This is a genomic window from Agrobacterium bohemicum (assembly GCF_001562555.1).
Classification (GTDB): domain Bacteria; phylum Pseudomonadota; class Alphaproteobacteria; order Rhizobiales; family Rhizobiaceae; genus Agrobacterium; species Agrobacterium bohemicum.
The window spans coordinates 90,868-108,173 of sequence record NZ_KQ961025.1; the positions used below are offsets into that span (position 1 = coordinate 90,868).

The following is a 17,306-nucleotide window of genomic DNA, read 5'->3' on the forward strand; positions in this document are numbered from 1 at the left end:
TCAAAAAGAAAATTATGGTTCTTCTGAAAGGATATCCGCGCCTTTCAGAAACTTTTATCGCACAGGAACTTCTTGGCCTGGAAAAAGCGGGGCTTGAGCTTGAGCTGGTGTCCATGCGCCGCCCGACTGACAAGAAGCGCCACCCGGTTCATGATGAAATCCGCGCCAGGGTGACCTACCTGCCGGAATATCTGCATGAGGAACCGCTGCGGGTGCTGAAAGCACTGTGGGCTTGTCGCAACAAGCCAGGTTTCGACAAGGCCTTGCGTTGTTTTGCCTCGGACCTGCGTCATGATCTCAGCCGCAACCGCTTTCGTCGCTTCGGGCAGGCTGCCGTTCTGGCGCATGAATGGCCCGGAGACGCTGGCTGGCTGCATGTCCATTTCATTCACACACCGGCATCGGTCGCCGCCTACACGCATTTGATCACCGGTATTCCCTGGACTATCTCGGCTCACGCCAAAGATATCTGGACGTCTGGTGATCGCGATCTTTCAGGCAAGCTGGATAGTGCACGCTGGGCCGTAACCTGCACCGCCAGCGGCTTCCGACATCTGCAAAACCTGTCCACCGATAAATCCAAAGTCCATCTGAGCTATCACGGACTTGATCTCACCCGTTTTCCCCATTTCGATGAAGAGCGTAGACATGGCGACGGTTCTGATCCGAACGATCCGGTCAGAATCTTGAGCGTCGGTCGAGCGGTAAAGAAAAAAGGCATCGACATTCTGCTGCATGCGCTCGCTACCCTGCCACCGTCGCTGCACTGGCATTTCACCCATATTGGCGGCGGCGATGAACTGCCCCACCTGAAACCGCTGGCAGAAGAGCTCGGTCTTTCGAACCGCATCGTCTGGACCGGCGCGATGGACCAGAAACAGGTGCTGGAACATTACCGGCAGGCTGATCTGTTTGCTCTTGCCTGCCGCATCACCAGCGATGGCGACCGCGATGGCCTGCCGAATGTGCTGGTGGAAGCCGCAAGCCAAAACCTTGCCTGCGTCTCAACCCATATCTCTGGCATCCCAGAATTTTTTACAGATGGTGAAAACGGACTGCTGACCGCACCAGATGACGCCGCCGCCTTCTCACGAGCCCTGCAAACCGCTATCACTGAACCTCAGCTTCGGGCACGCCTTGGATTTGCAGCGGAAAAAAGGGTGCGCACATCCTTCGACCATCGCAGCAGCATCACGGAGTTGAAAGCGCTGTTTGAGCAGGAATGGGAGAAGCCCCTTTGAAAGCCGCCACATCCGCCCCTCGCGTTTTCTTCTATGTGCAACACCTGCTCGGCATCGGCCACATTGCCCGCGCAAGCCGGATCGCACGCGCGCTGGTGGAAGACGGCTTCGACGTCACGCTTGTCACTGGCGGCACCCCCGTCCCAGGCTTTCCCGGTGAAGGCATCCGCCACATCGAGTTGCCACCGATTGCCGTCAGCGACGGAAGCTTTTCTGGCCTGATGGATTCTACCGGCCAGCCCGTCAACGATGCCTTCAAGGATAACCGCACCAGCATGCTTTTGGGCGCCTATCAAGGCGCAAAGCCGGACATCGTTATCATTGAAGCGTTTCCGTTTGGTCGTCGGCAGGTGCGGTTCGAACTCATGCCGCTTTTAAGCGCCATAGAACACAGTCTCGAGCGTCCGCTGGTGATGACGTCGCTGCGCGATATTCTGCAGGAGCGGGCCAAGCCCGGCCGCGATGAGGAAACGATCACGCTCGTCAAAAAGCACTTCGACGCTGTCCTCGTGCATGGCGATCCAAACTTCGCGCGGCTGGAAGAGACATTTCCACTGGCAGACCAGATCAGCCAGCGTATCGTTTACACCGGCCTCGTCGCCCCTTCAAAACCAAAGCCGCCGCACGAACGCTTCGACGCCGTGGTGTCTGCCGGTGGCGGAGCGGTGGGTGCCGCCCTCATCCGTGCGACACTGGAAGCAGCCCCTCTGATCAAGGACATTAAAAGCTGGTGCTTCATCACCGGACCCAACATGCCACAGGCCGATTTCGATGAGATATCCGCACAATCCGGCAAGGGCATCTCGGTGTTTCGTTTTCGAAAGGATTTTGCCAGTCTCCTTTCTGCTGCCAAACTGTCCATCTCGCAGGCGGGCTACAACACGGTCTGCGACATCCTGCAGACAAACTGCCGTTCGCTTCTCATTCCCTTCGCCGCTGGCGGTGAAACCGAACAAGGCGAGCGGGCTTCACGTCTTGCCCGATTGGGGTTGGCCCATGTGCTGGAGGAGCGCGCGATATCGCCGCAATCCATGGCAGATGCGATAGAGCGTGCGCTCGAACTGCCAGCACCTGAAAACGTCGATCTCGATCTCGACGGAGCAGCCGGGACCGCAAAAATATTGCGCCGTCTTTATGACGAACGATAGTCCAGCCTAAAAGCGAAGCTTTTCTCGCCGAAAGCCAAGACCGATCAGTCTGCCAGCCAGATGCGCCAGCAAGGGAAACCGCATGATGGCAAGAACGAAAGCTGGCGGGCCTTTTGCCCGCTTTGCATCGGACTGATCTTTTTTATTGCGGCTGCGCATCATCAATTGCAGACGCTGTGTCGCCTTTGTCGGGAAAGACCGACGCTTTTCAATGGCAACAAGGTCAGGATCGGCGATAGCGCGTCCAGATGCCAAAGCCGGGATAAGCACATTTGCAGCCGCAACGGCATCCTGAATGGCTAGATTGACACCCACGCCGCCAATCGGCGACATCGCATGCGCAGCATCTCCGATGCATATGACGCCCGGCGTCCACCATTGTTTCAGCCGGTCGATGCGAACCGTCAACAGATAGGCATCATCCCAACTTCTGATTTCCGACAAACGTTCTCGCGGCAACGGGCAAACTTCAGCGACCCTGTCACGGAATGTGTCCAGTCCCTTGGTCCTCATCTCTGCGAATGCGCCCTTGCGGACAACGTAACCGCATTGCCAGTAATCACCACGATCAATCAGCACGAAACCCTGTTGAGGACCCGCGTGGCCCATGGTCTGTGTTGGATCACCGGCTTGTTTGGAGAGCCGCATCCAGACGACTTCCGTGGGAACGCCAAACCGCTGGATTTCCAAACCAGCTTTTTCCCGCACAACCGAACTTCGCCCGTCAGCACCGACAACCAGATCGGCTTCGATGGTCAGTGGCCCCTGCGGTGTCTCGACACGAAGGCCGCCGACCTTATCTCCTTGCTGGATCAGTTCCGTCACCGGTGCATTCATCAACAGGCGAAAATTCTCGTATTGCCCGGCCTTTCCCGCAATGAAATTCAGAAAGTCCCATTGCGGCATAAAGGCAATGAAGCGGTTGTTGACCGGCAGCCAGGAAAAATCGGCGATGGTTATTTTCTGATCGCCTATCTCCGCAAAGAGCTTTTCTGCCTGCGTATGGGGCAGCGTCAGAAACTCCTTGATGAATCCCAGTTGCTCGATGATCTCAAGCGTCGATGGGTGAATGGTATCACCACGAAAGTCTCGAAGAAAATCTGGATGTTTTTCGATGACTACTACATCCACATTGGCGCGCGCCAACAACAGGCCAAGCATCATGCCCGCGGGCCCACCACCCGCTATTGCGACTCTTGTCTTTATGGAATGAACTGCTGCGATGTCTGTTTTTTCCATTGGCACCCCCCAATCGCTGACTGCTCACGACGCGGAATACGGTACGTTTTTCGGGAAAGGCCAGCCCTTCATGTCGAAACGAAACAGCCATTCGGAACGTGCAAAGATAAAGGCGAAGGCCATCGCAGTCCACGTTCCCAGAAGCAGACCCGCCGCCACGTCACTGGGATAATGCGCACCGACAATAACCCGCGATACGCCGATAACCATTGCAAGACCAATAAAGACGAATCGAAACCGCGGCATCAGCATCATAAACGCGCCAAAGAAGGAGCCTGCCGCCGCCGAATGGCCGGAAGGAAAGCTCTCGTAGAGATTGTCACCCGTAAAGGGCGTCAGACTGTAAGCACCCAAATCGATCAGCAATTCCGGTCTGGCGCGTCCAATCACGAACTTGAGCAGGTGAACCAGAATACTGGCCGTGCCGATGGTCAAAAAGAAATAGAGCAACAATCTCCAGGCCGTTTTGATGCGACTGGCATAGGAATAGCTGGTCAGCACACGCGCAGCGACATAAGCGGCAATTGCCAGAAGACCAGTACTATAAAGCATCCAGCGAAACGTGCCGAAGTCGGTAATGGATTTGTTGAAGCCGACAATGGAGCCAGGAAGCGCTTGGGCGCGTTGTGAAATGATCGGGTCGAGAGGAATGAAGACCAGCACCAGAAGGAAGGTCGCTGCTAAAATCCAACCGCTGGAAACAAAAAACCGCCGCATGCTTTTCCTCTACGTGAACAGCCTGGAATATGCGGGCGGTGCAGAGCAAAGACAATAGTGAGCAGCCTCCTTGTTATGCCCGTCTTTCGCTTGTAGAGGCATCACTGACATATTTCACAAAAACCGGATTGATATGACGCACGCGCAGAGCTCAACCTTACCTGAAAAACTGACCGTTCTGGGCTCAACGGGTTCCATCGGGACGAGCACGCTGGATGTCATCGCTCAGCTTGGAGGCCGGTCGCGGTTCGATGTCATGGCTTTGACCGGTGCGGAAAACGTCACCTTGTTGGCAGAGCAGGCACGCGCCTTGGGCGCCAAACTGGCGGTGACGTCGGAAGACGACAATTATCAGGCTTTGAAGGATGCCTTGGCGGGTAGCGGTATCAAGGTCGCAGCAGGCCGAAGTGGGTTGCATGAAGCAGCCGAGATGGACGCTGACTGGGTCATGGCGGCGATTGCGGGAACGCCCGGTCTTGAACCGACGCTGAGCGCAGCCAGACGCGGTGCCAATATCGCGCTTGCCAACAAGGAATGCCTCGTTTCCGCTGGAGACGTCTTTCTTCGAACCATCTCCGAAGGTGGCGGCCAACTGATCCCCGTGGATAGCGAACACAGCGCCATTTTTCAATGTCTTGAGCCGACAAACAAAGCAAACGTCGAGCGCATTGTGCTGACGGCATCCGGTGGCCCGTTTCGCACCTTCAGCCGCGAACAGATGGCAGGCGTGACGGCAGATACCGCCCGCGCCCATCCCAACTGGTCGATGGGTCTGAAGGTTTCCATCGGCAGCGCCTCCATGTTCAACAAGGCGCTGGAAATGATCGAGGCAAAATATCTTTTCGATCTCGAACCGAGCCAGATCGAAGTCATCGTTCATCCGCAATCGATCATCCACTCGATGGTAGCCTATACGGATGGATCGGTCATCGCCCAACTGGGTTGCCCCGATATGCGCACGGCCATCGCTTACGCTCTGACCTACCCGACACGTGGAAAAATCGATGTGGAGCGACTGGATTTCACCAAGCTAGCGAGGCTGGATTTCGAAGCACCGGACGAGGTTCGCTTTCCTGCTTTACGTTTGGCCAGAACGGCCCTGGAACGCGGCGGCGCGCAGGGCGCGGTCCTGAATGCAGCGGACGAAACCGCGTTTCATGCCTTTGTCGATGGTGCAATCGGCTTCCTCGACATGGCCGATATTGTCGAGACCGTGATGGATCGAATGAACCACGGCCAGTCGGCGCAGACGATGGAAGCCGTGCTTGATGCAGATACCCAGGCCCGCGCGTATGCGCGGGAAGCCGTGCTTCAAAAACAAAGAGCCGCCTGAAGCCCAATAAGTAAACTGCCATGCGCGCGTGCCCTCCACGATGGCGCGCCCAACACTGCGTTAAAAATTCCCATTAAAGAGAATGCAGCATTGCCTGCCTTCCAGAATACGGCTATGTGCAATTTGTAATGTAATTACATTACAAACTTTTCGGAAACGATGACGAATTGAGGAACGCATAATGATCACCAAACACGCCCTAGCCTTGACTGTCGGCGCCACTTTGCTTTCGGCGATGGCAGTGTCTGCGCAGGGAACCGAAGCCCCAGCCAAGGCACATTCTCACTCTCACTCGCATGATCACTCCGAAGAATCCCAGGAGATTTACAAGGGCTATTTCAAGGACAGCCAAATCGAAGCACGCGCACTTTCCGATTGGAAAGGTGACTGGCAGTCCGTTTATCCTTACCTCCTTGATGGCTCGCTTGACCCCGTCATGGCGCATAAAGCGAAGCATGGCGACAAGAGCGCGAAAGAATACCGCGACGAGTACGCGACCGGCTACAAAACAGACGTCAACCGCATCGTGATCAATGGTGACACCGTCACCTTCTTTCGCGATGGAAAGCCTGCGGAAGCCAAGTATGTGTCGGATGGTTTTGAAATCCTGACCTACAAAAAGGGCAATCGCGGGGTCCGCTACATCTTCAAGAAGAGCGGTGGCGAGGCAACTGCGCCGGAATTCATCCAGTTCAGCGACCACACCATCGCACCGGCCAAAGCCGGTCATTATCATCTGTTTTGGGGAAATGACCGCAGCGCGGTGCTTCAGGAACTCGGCAACTGGCCGACATATTATCCCGCATCGCTTGATGCGAAAGACATCGTGCACGAAATGCTCGAACACTGAGGCAGCAATAAAAAGGTCGCGGCTTACAAAAGCCGCGACCGACAACGAATTATGTTCAGCCTATATCAGGCAACAGCTCTCGCCAAAGCGCAACGCGACCAGAGCATATGCAACGCTCCGACCAGTTGCTCCAGATCGGCATCACTGTGCAGTGGTGTCGGTGTAATGCGCAGGCGCTCAGTCTTGCGCGGCACCGTTGGATAGTTGATCGGCTGAACATAGACGCCATGGTCATCCAGCAGAATGTCGGAAATCCATTTACATTTGGCGGCATCACCCACCATGACAGGCACGATGTGGCTCGGGTTGTGCAAATGCGGAATCCCGTTGGCATCCAGCATGGACCGCAGCGTACGCACACGCTCTTGGTGACGGGCGCGCTCAAACGGGCTGGCCTTCAGGTGCTGGATGGAGGCGACCGCACCGGCCGCAAGTGATGGCGGCAACGCTGTGGTAAAGATGAAGCCGGACGAGAACGAGCGGATGAAATCGCAAAGCGCCACGGATGCTGCGATGTAACCGCCCATAACACCGAAAGCTTTGCCGAGCGTGCCTTCGATGATCGTCAGACGATCCATCAGACCTTCACGTTCGGCAATGCCGCCGCCACGTGGACCATACATGCCGACAGCATGAACTTCATCCAGATAGGTCATAGCGCCGTATGCATCGGCCAGATCGCAGATTTCCTTGATGGGAGAAATATCGCCATCCATCGAATACACCGATTCGAACGCAATCAGCTTCGGTGCCGCAGGGTCCGCCGCCTTCAGCTTGGCTTCTAGGTCTTCGAGATCATTATGCTTCCAAATGACTTTCTCGCAACGACCGTAGCGAATACCCTCAATCATCGAAGCATGGTTCAAGGCATCAGAAAAGATGATGAGGCCAGGAATTTTCTGGCCAAGTGTACCAAGTGTCGCCCAGTTAGAAATATAACCGGAGGTAAAAACCAGCGCGGATTCTTTTCCATGCAGGTCGGCAAGCTCTTGTTCCAGCTTCACGTGGTGATGGTTGGTGCCAGATATATTCCGGGTGCCTCCCGCACCCGCGCCACAGTGATCGATGGCCGCCTTCATGGCTTCGACAACTTTGGGATTCTGCCCCATGCCGAGATAATCGTTGGAACACCAGACGGTAACGTCCTGCTTGTCGCCATTTGCCGTGTAGCGGGTCGCGCGTGGGAAATTGCCCTGCTGTCTCTCCAGATCGGCGAAGACGCGGTAGCGACCTTCCGAATGCAAACCATCCAGTTCGGTCTTGAAATATGCCTCGAAGTCCATTCCATGCTCCAGAATTCTTGCGGTCGTTGTCGGTCTACCTACCAACACCGTCAACCCCTTTTGGCGCTGTTTGCTGCAAACTGCGTCAATTGGCCTCCACTTTTGAACCATTCCAAGGAGACTTATAAGAGATTCAGCAAACAGCAAAATTGATTCATGTCAAAGAGAGATTGAAATGGAACTTTTCTTCTCGAACGCCGTTCAGTAGGGCACAATCGATTTGGGACGGGAGCATGGCCTGCCAAAGGGAGGCTTCCATAAACACTTTCGACTTGTTAGATATCTGTTGCGGTCGGAGGTAGCAGTCGCCGCAGATAACCTATGGGACGCCTATCAAGAGCCATAGAGCTCGGATGTAACGTTGGAGAGAGTTCATGAAGAAGGCTATTATTTTTGCCGTTATCGGTTTGACGCTTGCAGGCTGCACGCAGACTGAAAAGGGTGCATCCATCGGTGCCGTATCCGGTGCTGTCATTGGTGGCGCTGTGACCGGTAACGTACGCGGCGCAGCGGTTGGCGCAGCAATCGGTGGCGTAGGCGGTGCCCTTATCGGTAACGCTTCTGAGCCAGGCTATTGCTACTATCGCGACCAGTACGGTCAGCGTTACACGGCACGTTGCCGCTAACATCGCCTGATTGGCATGTTACGAAGCCCCGGTTAGCCGGGGCTTTTGCGTTTGTGGTCGAAAAAGCGCTTTTTCGGGTGCCCAATCAGGCCATTTTATGCTTAAGCTGTTACATTAACGAACGGTCAACCGCTTGGGCCGATAGTAAATGCTCAACCATAAAGTAGCCTATGCCGACAGTGCGGACTGACCCAAAGAAGAGTATTGCGTTCTGGAAGGCTGGCTCCGCTTTGGCGGTGGCGGCAACAGTGTCGCTATATCCCGGGTTTGCCCGCGAGGCTTACGCACTCAAGATTTTCGGCATTACCATTTTCGGTTCCGACGACAAGAAGGAGGAGGTTCTTGACCCCGTTTCCTTCACTGTCACGTTGAATGCACCGGGCGCAGACGCGAAGCTGAAAGAAAGCCTCGAGAACAGCTCACTGCTGACGTCAGAACCCGACAAGCCTGCATCAGGCGATCTCGGTCTGATTATCAGGGCGAGAGACGATCGCGAACGGTTGATTGCATCCCTTTATGAAAACGCGCGATACGGTGGAATCGTCAAAGTGACGGTCGCGGGTCAGGATATTGATTCGATTCCGCCGAACCCATCCTTTAATCGCTCTGGACCAATCCCGGTCGTGATCGACGTAACACCCGGACCCGCGTTCACGCTTGGAAACGTTCGACTTGAGGGTGATGTCATAGGGCATGATCTTTCCGAATATGGGCTGGTTTCGGGTGGAAATGCGGGTTCGCTTGCTATCATCCGCGGCGGCAATAAGTTGATCGACGACCTCAAGGCCGAAGGCCGCCCGCTTGCAGAACTGACGAAGAGAGAAGCGGTCGCCAACCACGCAAACAACACAGTCGACTTGACGTTATCTGCGGAAGGCGGACCAGTGGCGCCTCTTGGCGACGTTGCCGTCAAGGGACAACGCACGGTCGATCAGGATTTCATCCGGAAATATTCACGACTCAACGGCGGCGAGCCCTACTCGCCGGAGAAATTACGCAAGGCTTCCGACCGACTTCGTAAACTGGGTGTCTTCTCCAGCATCACCATCAAGGAAGCAAAAACGCTCGCCCCCAACGGCACGATCCCGCTGACTATCGAAGTATCTGAAGGCAAGCACCGTTATCTCGGCGTCGGCGCACAATATTCCACGACCGAAGGCATCGGCCTCCAAGGCTATTGGGGTCACCGCAATTTGTTTGGCAAAGCCGAATCGTTGCGCATCGAAGGTGCGATCTCGCGTCTGGGTGAAGCATCCAACGTGCAGGATATGGATTATTCCGCCGGAATTATCTTCACAAAGCCAGGCGTCTTCAATCCGGCAACGACATTTACGGCAAGCCTCAAGGCCAAGACCGAGCACCCCGATACATACGATGCGCGATCCGTCACCGGATATGCTGGCTTTGCCTATGAGTTCAACGATTACGACACGGCATCCGCCGGACTTGAGGTCGAGTGGACGGATTCAGATGATGCATTCGGCAACAACCAGTATTTGACCACCTCTGTGCCGCTAGAATTCGTGCGGGACATGCGTGATGACAAGCTGAACCCGACAGAAGGTTTCCGGGCGTCGATTTCCGCAAAGCCCAGCTATGAAGCGCTAAACGGCACGTTCTTTACGTCTTTTGAAGGTTCCACCACCGCCTATAAGGGCCTTGGCGCTGACGACCAGGTTGTGCTGGCCGGAAAAATCGCAGCCGGTGCACTGGTCGGCGTCGGCGCGCTGGAAGATATTCCACCGACCCGCCGATTTTATGCGGGCGGAGGTGGATCGGTGCGCGGCTACAGCTATCAGGAAATCTCACCCTATAATGCCGCAAACGAAGCCACTGGCGGGCGCTCCTATGTCGTCACCTCGCTTGAAGCCCGCGTCAAAATCACAGAAACCATCGGTCTTGTTCCCTTCGTGGACGCAGGCGTGGTATCATCCGATCTCGCGCCTGATTTCTCCGATATCCGCGCTGGCGCAGGCATAGGCATTCGGTACGCGACACCGTTCGGCCCCTTGCGTCTTGACGTTGCCATGCCTCTTCAAAAATATGAAGGCGGAAGCAGTTTCGGTATTTATGCCGGCATCGGACAGTCGTTCTGAGAAGAACTTCAGATAACCAGCAGAGTGTAGATAGCTTCAGATGACCGCATTGATTCGATTGCTGAAATGGTTTGTCTATATCGCCGTTGGCGGCGTTACGTTGCTCGTCCTTGCTGCTCTGTTCATCGGATACACGCCGACAGGTGCGCAGTTCGTCGCACATCAGGTTTCCGCACTCGTCTCCACGCCCGATCAAAAAATTGAAATCTCGCCCCCATCCGGTCTTCTGACAGGAGACTTGAGACTGGATAGCGTCGTTATTTCCGACCGTGACGGCGTCTATGCCCGCCTCAACGGTTTAGAGGTCGACTGGTCGCCTTCCGCCCTTCTGAGCAGAACCTTCCATGCGCAACGAATTGCTGCAGCCAATGTGACCTTCGACAGATTGCCGCTGCCCCCAACCGAACCAAAAGAACAGGCTTCAAGCGGCTTTTCGCTGCCGGTTGCCATCGACATTGACGACATCTCTTTGCCGGACATCCGCCTTGGCGAAAAACTCGCCGGGCGCCCGTTCGAGCTGGCAGCTACAGGCAACGGTACAGCCACGAACGATGCCATCGCTCTCTCTCTCGCGGCCAACCGCAAAGATGAGCAGCAAGCTAAAGTCATGGCAGATATCGCCTTTGCACCCAATGACAACGTCTTGAAACTCGATGCCAACATCAGCGAACCACAAGGTGGATTGCTGGCCACACTTTTGCGCCTGCCGAATGCACCTGCCGTGGCATTGAAGCTGAGTGGTGAAGGTGCCCTGTCAGACTGGTCTGGCAAGCTAAGCGGCGCGGTGGCTGGCAACACGGTTCTCGATCTCGACGGTCGCCATAGGCTTGAGGCCGACGGCACACGCCGGGTTGAACTCCATGGTGGCGGACAGCCTGATATGTTGCTGCCACCCATCGTGCGTCAGCTGTTTTCGGGACAATCGAAGCTGGACCTCGCAGCAAGCATATCGCCAGAAGGCCGCATCAGCGTTGAGAGTGGTAATCTGGAAACCGGAAAACTGCTGCTCACCGCATCCGGCGTGATGGACACGCAAGGGCAGAATGATCTCGCGGCCAATCTGATTGGCACGAACGGACCAGTCGATGTGCGGCTGCCGCTGGAGGGTGGCGAAGTCGCAGCCCTGGTCAACGGCGTCGATCTTTCGCTCAGGGGTAATGCGGGCGCGGCACAGCTGAACATGACCGCATCGTTGCGATCGCTGAGCATGCCTCAGGGTCGTCTGGACGACATAAAGCTATCGGCCAATAGTGATGACCTTAATCTCACGACCCAAACCGGCACGGTGCAGACGTCGTTGAGTATCGCCCAGTCGGCAATGACGTCACCCGATATCGAGAGGGCCATCAAGGCCCCGCTGAAGCTGAATGCACCGTTGCGCATCTCTACACAGACAATCGCGTTCGAAGGTGCAACGCTGGAAAGCGCCAGCATCGGCGGCACCGGCAGTGGAACTTATGATCTTTCCGCAGGCACGATTGCATCCAACCTTCGCCTGTTCGTGCTTCCGGCTGTCCTGCCGCCGGCGCTGGCAGAAAAATTCGACACCACAATCGCCATCGACGCCTATGTAAACAGCACGATTGGCGGCGCAACGCGCGTCGAGAACCTGGTCGTGAAATCCGGAACGCTGGAAGCCAATGGTGACCTTTCTCTGGAAAACGGCAATATGGTCGCAAACCTGGGTGGCCGCTTGCCAGCGCTTGAAAAGCTGACCCCACAAGCATCGGGTGCGCTCGGATTTTCACTGGAGGCCAATGGTCCGCTCAAGGCCGCTGATTTTCAGGTCAGCCTCAACTCGGCCAAAGCCACACTCGCTGGCCGCGCGCTTGAGGCGCTGAAAGTATCCGCCAACGGCAAAGCCGATCTCAATGCGCCGCAAGCTCAATTGCAGGCCAGCGGCACGCTTGACGGACAGGTCATCGATGCGTCAGGAGAACTCGTCCAAGGTGAGAACGGAACAGCAATTCCGAAATTGAATGTCACGGTTGGACGTAACGTGCTGACCGGCAATCTGCAATTTACCCCGCAGTTTCTGCCATCGGGAAATCTTTCCTTCGATTTTCCAGACCTCTCACTATTGGCAGCCCTGGCTGCCCAACAGGCCAATGGTGACGTCAAGGGTAACGTGGACGTGTCCAATTCGGATGGAAAGATCGCCGCGACGATCCGTGCCACTGGCGACACCATATCTCGAGGCACGACGACTGTTTCCAAACTCGTGGCCGACCTCAAGGTCGATGATGTCGTGGCGCTTGCAGCCAATGGCAAGGTGACGGCGGAAGCCATCAACGCCGGTGCGGTTTCCATTTCCGGCCTCGACCTCGACATCAACCATTCCGGCACGGCGACCGCGTTCGGTCTCAATGCCCGTTACGACAATGCGCCTCTGGTGCTAAAGGGAAGCGTTGATACGGGCGCAGCTCCCATGACAGTGAAAGTGGATGCCTTTTCCGCCAGCCCTCGTGGCATTCCGGTCAAGCTCTCACAACCAACAGCCATTACCATCGCCAATGGTACAGCGCGGATTTCCGGCCTCGTCATCCAAACTGGAAATGGACGTGTCGAAGTCAATGGTATGGCGGGCTCGACGCTTGATCTCAACACCGCCATTCGCTCCGTTCCCGCCAATCTCGCAAACGCCTTTTCCCCCGGACTCGACGCGTCAGGGACGATTTCCGGCACGGTCACTGCTAAGGGATCGGCTTCCAATCCGACAGTAAACTACGACCTGACTTGGTCCGATGCGACAGTCAGCCAGACACGCTCCGCCGGTCTGGGCTCACTCGGCGTGAAAGCCAAGGGACAGTTTGCTGACGGCACACTGAGACTGGATACCAACGTGACGGCGCAAGGCGGGCTGACGCTTTCTGGTGGCGGGACGCTTGGCATCAGCGGCAACCGGCCACTATCGATGGCATTCAGGGGTAACGTACCTCTTGGCGTGCTTGCCGCGCAGACCGCAGCACAAGGCTTCGATGTCGCTGGCACGGCGGCTGTCGATGTCAAGATCGAAGGCACAGCAAGCGCTCCCAATGTCACTGGCAGCATCACGACCAACGGCACCCGCGTAACCGATGTGCGTCGCAATCTAACCATCAACAATCTCGGTGTCGCGATCAGTTTCGACCGTGACAGAGCCACCATTTCCAAATTGAGCGGACAGCTTGCTGGCGGTGGAACGATCTCGGGCTCCGGCACCATAGGCATCTTGCCGGGCTCCGGTTTCCCCGCCGATCTTACCATTACCCTCAATCGCGCTGCCTATAATGACGGTACGTTGTTTACCACACAGGCCAGCGGCACGTTGACGCTGAAAGGCCCTGCCCTCGCGTCACCCATTCTGGGTGGTACCATCACGCTCGACAAAAGTGCCATTACCATACCCGAGCGCCTTCCCGCTTCGCTCCAGCAAATCGATGTGAAGCACAAGAACGCACCGCGTGCGGTTCGCGTACAGGAGCAAAAGCTGAATGCTGACAAGGGTGGCAGCGGCAGTTCGTCCTCAATTGCACTGGACCTTAAAATCGATGCACCCAGCGGTATCTTCGTGCGAGGCCGTGGTGTAGATGCAGAACTAACCGGCGGCGTAACGGTGCGCGGCTCCGCTGCAAACCCCGAAGTTTCCGGCGGCTTCGAAATGAAACGCGGCCGGCTGGAAATTCTGACCCGTCGTCTGGATTTCACCACCGGCGACATCACCTTCGGCGGCGGCCTCGTTCCCGTTCTCAACATGGCAGCGGATTCAACCGCAGGCTCCGCGACGGTGACGGTATCTGTCACCGGAAATGCAAACGATCCAGCTTTCGCTTTCACGTCCTCACCCGCTCTTCCCCAGGATGAAGTGATGGCACAGCTGATCTTCGGTCAGTCGATGTCGAAGCTGTCGGCTTTGCAGATCGCCCGGCTTGCAGACGCAGCGGGTCAACTGGCTGGCGGACGTTCGACATCCCTGTTCGATAGCCTGCGCAGCAATCTCGGTATTGACGACCTCGATATATCGACGGACTCAGAAGGTCAGGCGCGTGTTTCTGCGGGTAAATACCTCAATGAGAAGACCTATCTGGAACTGGAGCAAAGCGGAAGTTCAGGCGCGAAGGCCATTATCAATCTCGACGTGGGCAAGGGCGTCAAATTACGTGGATCTGCAGGCGGCGACGGTGAGGGCGCGGCCGGTATTTTTTACGAAAAAGAATATTGATAGCGCGAAAGCCATTGGTTCTTGCAACCCGCCTTAATCGAATATCAATAATCACCTAATTCAGATATTTTTAAAGTTAATCTTGTAGATGAATTGTTGTTGCCGTGAACGATCAATTGATTGTCCACGTCCGCGCGCAACAGCAAAGTCCGCAATGCGCACATGTGTGCCATTGCCATGGAGTGTCATCCACGTGCTATCTCTTCTTGGAACGCATGCGAAAGCTGTTCTCAACGCCCTTGGCCAATCTCAGGCGATGATCGAGTTTGACACCAGTGGGCGGATTTTGTCTGCAAACGAAAACTTCTGCCGAGCAATGGGCTACACCGCCGAGCAGATCGTCGGGCGGCATCACAGCATGTTTTGCGAAGCAGACTATGCCAAAAGTCAGGATTACCGCACATTCTGGAAAAATCTTGGTGAAGGAAAGTACCAAGCTCAGCAATATAAGCGTTTTGCCAGCGGCGGACGTGAAGTCTGGATTCAGGCCTCCTACAACCCGATCATGATGGGTGGCAAGGTCAAGAGCATCGTCAAGATCGCGACCGTCATCACCGACGAAAAGATCAAGTCGGCCGAAGATGGAGGCAAGCTTGCTGCTCTCTCTCGAGCTCAGGCAATCATTGAGTTCACCACGTCCGGTGAAATCATTACAGCCAACGAAAATTTTCTGAAGTGCCTCGGGTACAGTCTCCAGGAAGTTCGAGGTCAGCACCACCGCATGTTCTGCGACGAGCAGTTCCGCAACAGCCCGGATTATAACACCTTCTGGAGCAAGCTCGCAGCGGGGGAATTCATCTCGGCTGAATTCAAGCGCATCGGCAAAGGTGGAAAAGAAGTCTGGATTCAGGCGTCTTATAACCCGATCATGGACCAGGATGGTCGCGTTTTCAAAGTTGTCAAGTTCGCGACAGATGTGACCGAGCGCGTTCGCGCCGTGGATGATCTCGCCGTAAGCTTGACAGCACTTGCCAACGGAGACCTGACGGCCACCATCGAGACGCCCATCATTCCAACCCTGGAAAAAGTCCGCCAAGACCTGAACAGCTCTCTGCAAAAGCTGCAAAGTGCCATGCGCGATGTCGCTGAAAGTACCGGAAGCATCGCAACCGGATCGCGCGAAGTCAGCGAAGCCTCCGACAATCTTGCCAAACGGACCGAACAGCAGGCCGCAGCTGTCGAACAAACCTCCGCGGCCCTCAACGAAATCACCAGAACCGTGGCACAGAACACAACGCGCGCGGAAGAGTCCGGCGACCTTGTTGCCAAGACCAAGGCCGGTGCGGAGCGTTCCGGGGCTGTGGTTAGCAAAGCAATTGAAGCCATGGGGCGCATTTCACAGTCATCAAACGAAATCAGCAACATTATCAGCGTCATCGATGATATCGCGTTTCAGACGAATCTCCTTGCACTGAACGCTGGTGTCGAGGCGGCACGCGCTGGCGATGCTGGTAAGGGTTTTGCCGTTGTCGCGCAGGAAGTGCGTGAACTGGCACAGCGGTCTGCCCACGCCGCCAAGGAAATCAAAACACTGATCAACACCTCTGCCGAACAGGTCAAAGAAGGTGTCGAACTTGTTGGCGAAACCGGCAAAGCGCTCGACATGATCGTGACGCAGGTCGCGGAAATCAACAGCAACGTTGTCGCCATCGTAGAAACCGCACGCGAACAGGCAAGTGGGCTGAAAGAAATCAACCATGCCGTCGAAGCAATGGACACCAATACGCAGCAAAATGCCGCCATGGTGGAAGAAACGACCGCTGCCAGCCACAGCCTCGCTCACGAAGCAGACGTTCTGAGAAATTTGTTAACGCAGTTTAGATTTGAGAAACATTCTTCTGTTACGAATCATAGGATGAAGCCGGAAGACAAAGTACCGGTTGTTCGTACACCAGGCAGGATGCCAAAATCCGGATACGCGAGCGTCGGTGCGCTTGCACTAGCCCAGAACAAGGATTGGGAAGAATTCTGATGGTCACGATTAACTCTACGAACTTTGGCGGCGATACTCTCGAAATCATCGCGTTTCGTCTGCACGATCAAGAGTTCTGCGTCAAAACAACCACGATCCGTGAAATTCGCGGCTGGGCTCCATCCACACCATTGCCGCACGCGCCAAAAGACGTGATTGGCGTCATGAACCTTCGCGGTTCGGTTATTCCGATCATCGACTTGGCCTACAAACTCGGGATGAAGAGCACCGTTGCCAACGAGCGTAGCGCCATCGTCGTGGCAGAAGTCCACAACATGGTCATCGGCATGCTGGTCGACCGCGTTTCCGACATCCTGACGATCCCTGCAAGCCAGGTGCAGCCAGTGCCGGAAGTCTCCGCTTCCTTCGACAAGTCCTTCTCGGAAGGCATCATTGCCAATGAACATGGTATGATTTGCTTCCTGAACCTTGCCAAGATGTTCAAGGGCGCCGACCTCGATGACCTCGCCGCTTAAGGGCTGAGCCGAAGCTTCCATTATTGAATACTGACGAAAAACGCTGCTTGGCATATGCCCGGCAGCGTTTTTTTGTTGTGATGTGCCGCTGGAGTTGCAGGCATTTATCGTGGTTTCTATTGCA

At 55.6% G+C, this 17,306-nt stretch carries 12 protein-coding genes; 9 read left to right on the plus strand and 3 right to left on the minus strand.

The annotated features are described in order from the left end of the window. The first annotated feature begins 14 nt into the window (after nucleotides 1–14). Nucleotides 15–1,241 (plus strand): glycosyltransferase, encoded by a 1,227-nt coding sequence (locus tag ATO67_RS06130; RefSeq protein ID WP_067646197.1) that lies wholly within the window; start codon nucleotides 15–17, stop codon nucleotides 1,239–1,241. Continuing rightward, nucleotides 1,223–2,389 (plus strand): glycosyltransferase family protein, encoded by a 1,167-nt coding sequence (locus ATO67_RS06135; RefSeq protein ID WP_067645725.1) that lies wholly within the window; start codon nucleotides 1,223–1,225, stop codon nucleotides 2,387–2,389. The genes ATO67_RS06130 and ATO67_RS06135 overlap by 19 nt, the downstream gene beginning before the upstream one ends. Before the next feature lie 6 nt (nucleotides 2,390–2,395). Here the strand turns inward: ATO67_RS06135 and ATO67_RS06140 are convergent, their stop codons facing one another. Together ATO67_RS06140 and ATO67_RS06145 are read right to left on the minus strand one after the other, a co-directional pair. Then, on the minus strand, nucleotides 2,396–3,628 hold the full coding sequence (locus ATO67_RS06140) for an FAD-dependent oxidoreductase (protein ID WP_067645728.1): 1,233 nt from the start codon (nucleotides 3,626–3,628) through the stop codon (nucleotides 2,396–2,398). 24 nt (nucleotides 3,629–3,652) lie between these two features. Further along, nucleotides 3,653–4,345 carry a phosphatase PAP2 family protein gene (locus ATO67_RS06145; protein WP_067645730.1) on the minus strand — a complete coding sequence of 231 codons (693 nt, stop codon included), beginning with the start codon at nucleotides 4,343–4,345 and terminating at the stop codon, nucleotides 3,653–3,655. A 133-nt stretch (nucleotides 4,346–4,478) separates the two neighbouring features. On the opposite strand from ATO67_RS06145, the gene dxr reads away from it, so the two are divergent. Both dxr and ATO67_RS06155 read left to right on the plus strand, forming a co-directional pair. Next, nucleotides 4,479–5,678 (plus strand): 1-deoxy-D-xylulose-5-phosphate reductoisomerase, encoded by a 1,200-nt coding sequence (gene dxr / locus ATO67_RS06150; RefSeq protein ID WP_067645732.1) that lies wholly within the window; start codon nucleotides 4,479–4,481, stop codon nucleotides 5,676–5,678. 181 nt (nucleotides 5,679–5,859) lie between these two features. Next, on the plus strand, nucleotides 5,860–6,528 hold the full coding sequence (locus tag ATO67_RS06155; protein ID WP_067645734.1) for a metal-binding protein ZinT: 669 nt from the start codon (nucleotides 5,860–5,862) through the stop codon (nucleotides 6,526–6,528). A 65-nt stretch (nucleotides 6,529–6,593) separates the two neighbouring features. Here the strand turns inward: ATO67_RS06155 and hemA are convergent, their stop codons facing one another. Beyond that, on the minus strand, nucleotides 6,594–7,811 hold the full coding sequence (hemA, locus tag ATO67_RS06160; protein WP_067645736.1) for a 5-aminolevulinate synthase: 1,218 nt from the start codon (nucleotides 7,809–7,811) through the stop codon (nucleotides 6,594–6,596). Nucleotides 7,812–8,185: 374 nt separating this feature from the next. On the opposite strand from hemA, the gene ATO67_RS06165 reads away from it, so the two are divergent. From ATO67_RS06165 to ATO67_RS06185, 5 genes are all read left to right on the plus strand, one after another. Then, nucleotides 8,186–8,437, plus strand: a complete 252-nt coding sequence (locus ATO67_RS06165; RefSeq protein ID WP_042620082.1) for a YMGG-like glycine zipper-containing protein — start codon at nucleotides 8,186–8,188, stop codon at nucleotides 8,435–8,437. A 170-nt stretch (nucleotides 8,438–8,607) separates the two neighbouring features. Next, nucleotides 8,608–10,533 (plus strand): autotransporter assembly complex protein TamA, encoded by a 1,926-nt coding sequence (locus ATO67_RS06170; RefSeq protein ID WP_082760174.1) that lies wholly within the window; start codon nucleotides 8,608–8,610, stop codon nucleotides 10,531–10,533. A 40-nt stretch (nucleotides 10,534–10,573) separates the two neighbouring features. After that, nucleotides 10,574–14,734: a translocation/assembly module TamB domain-containing protein gene (locus ATO67_RS06175; protein WP_067645740.1), complete on the plus strand. Its 4,161-nt coding sequence runs from the start codon at nucleotides 10,574–10,576 to the stop codon at nucleotides 14,732–14,734. A gap of 154 nt (nucleotides 14,735–14,888) precedes the next feature. After that, entirely contained in the window at nucleotides 14,889–16,706 is a 1,818-nt protein-coding gene (locus ATO67_RS06180; protein ID WP_082760175.1) for a methyl-accepting chemotaxis protein, read from the plus strand. Further along, nucleotides 16,706–17,182: a chemotaxis protein CheW gene (locus ATO67_RS06185; RefSeq protein WP_067645741.1), complete on the plus strand. Its 477-nt coding sequence runs from the start codon at nucleotides 16,706–16,708 to the stop codon at nucleotides 17,180–17,182. Before ATO67_RS06180 ends, ATO67_RS06185 begins: the two co-directional genes overlap by 1 nt. Nucleotides 17,183–17,306 lie beyond the last annotated feature (124 nt).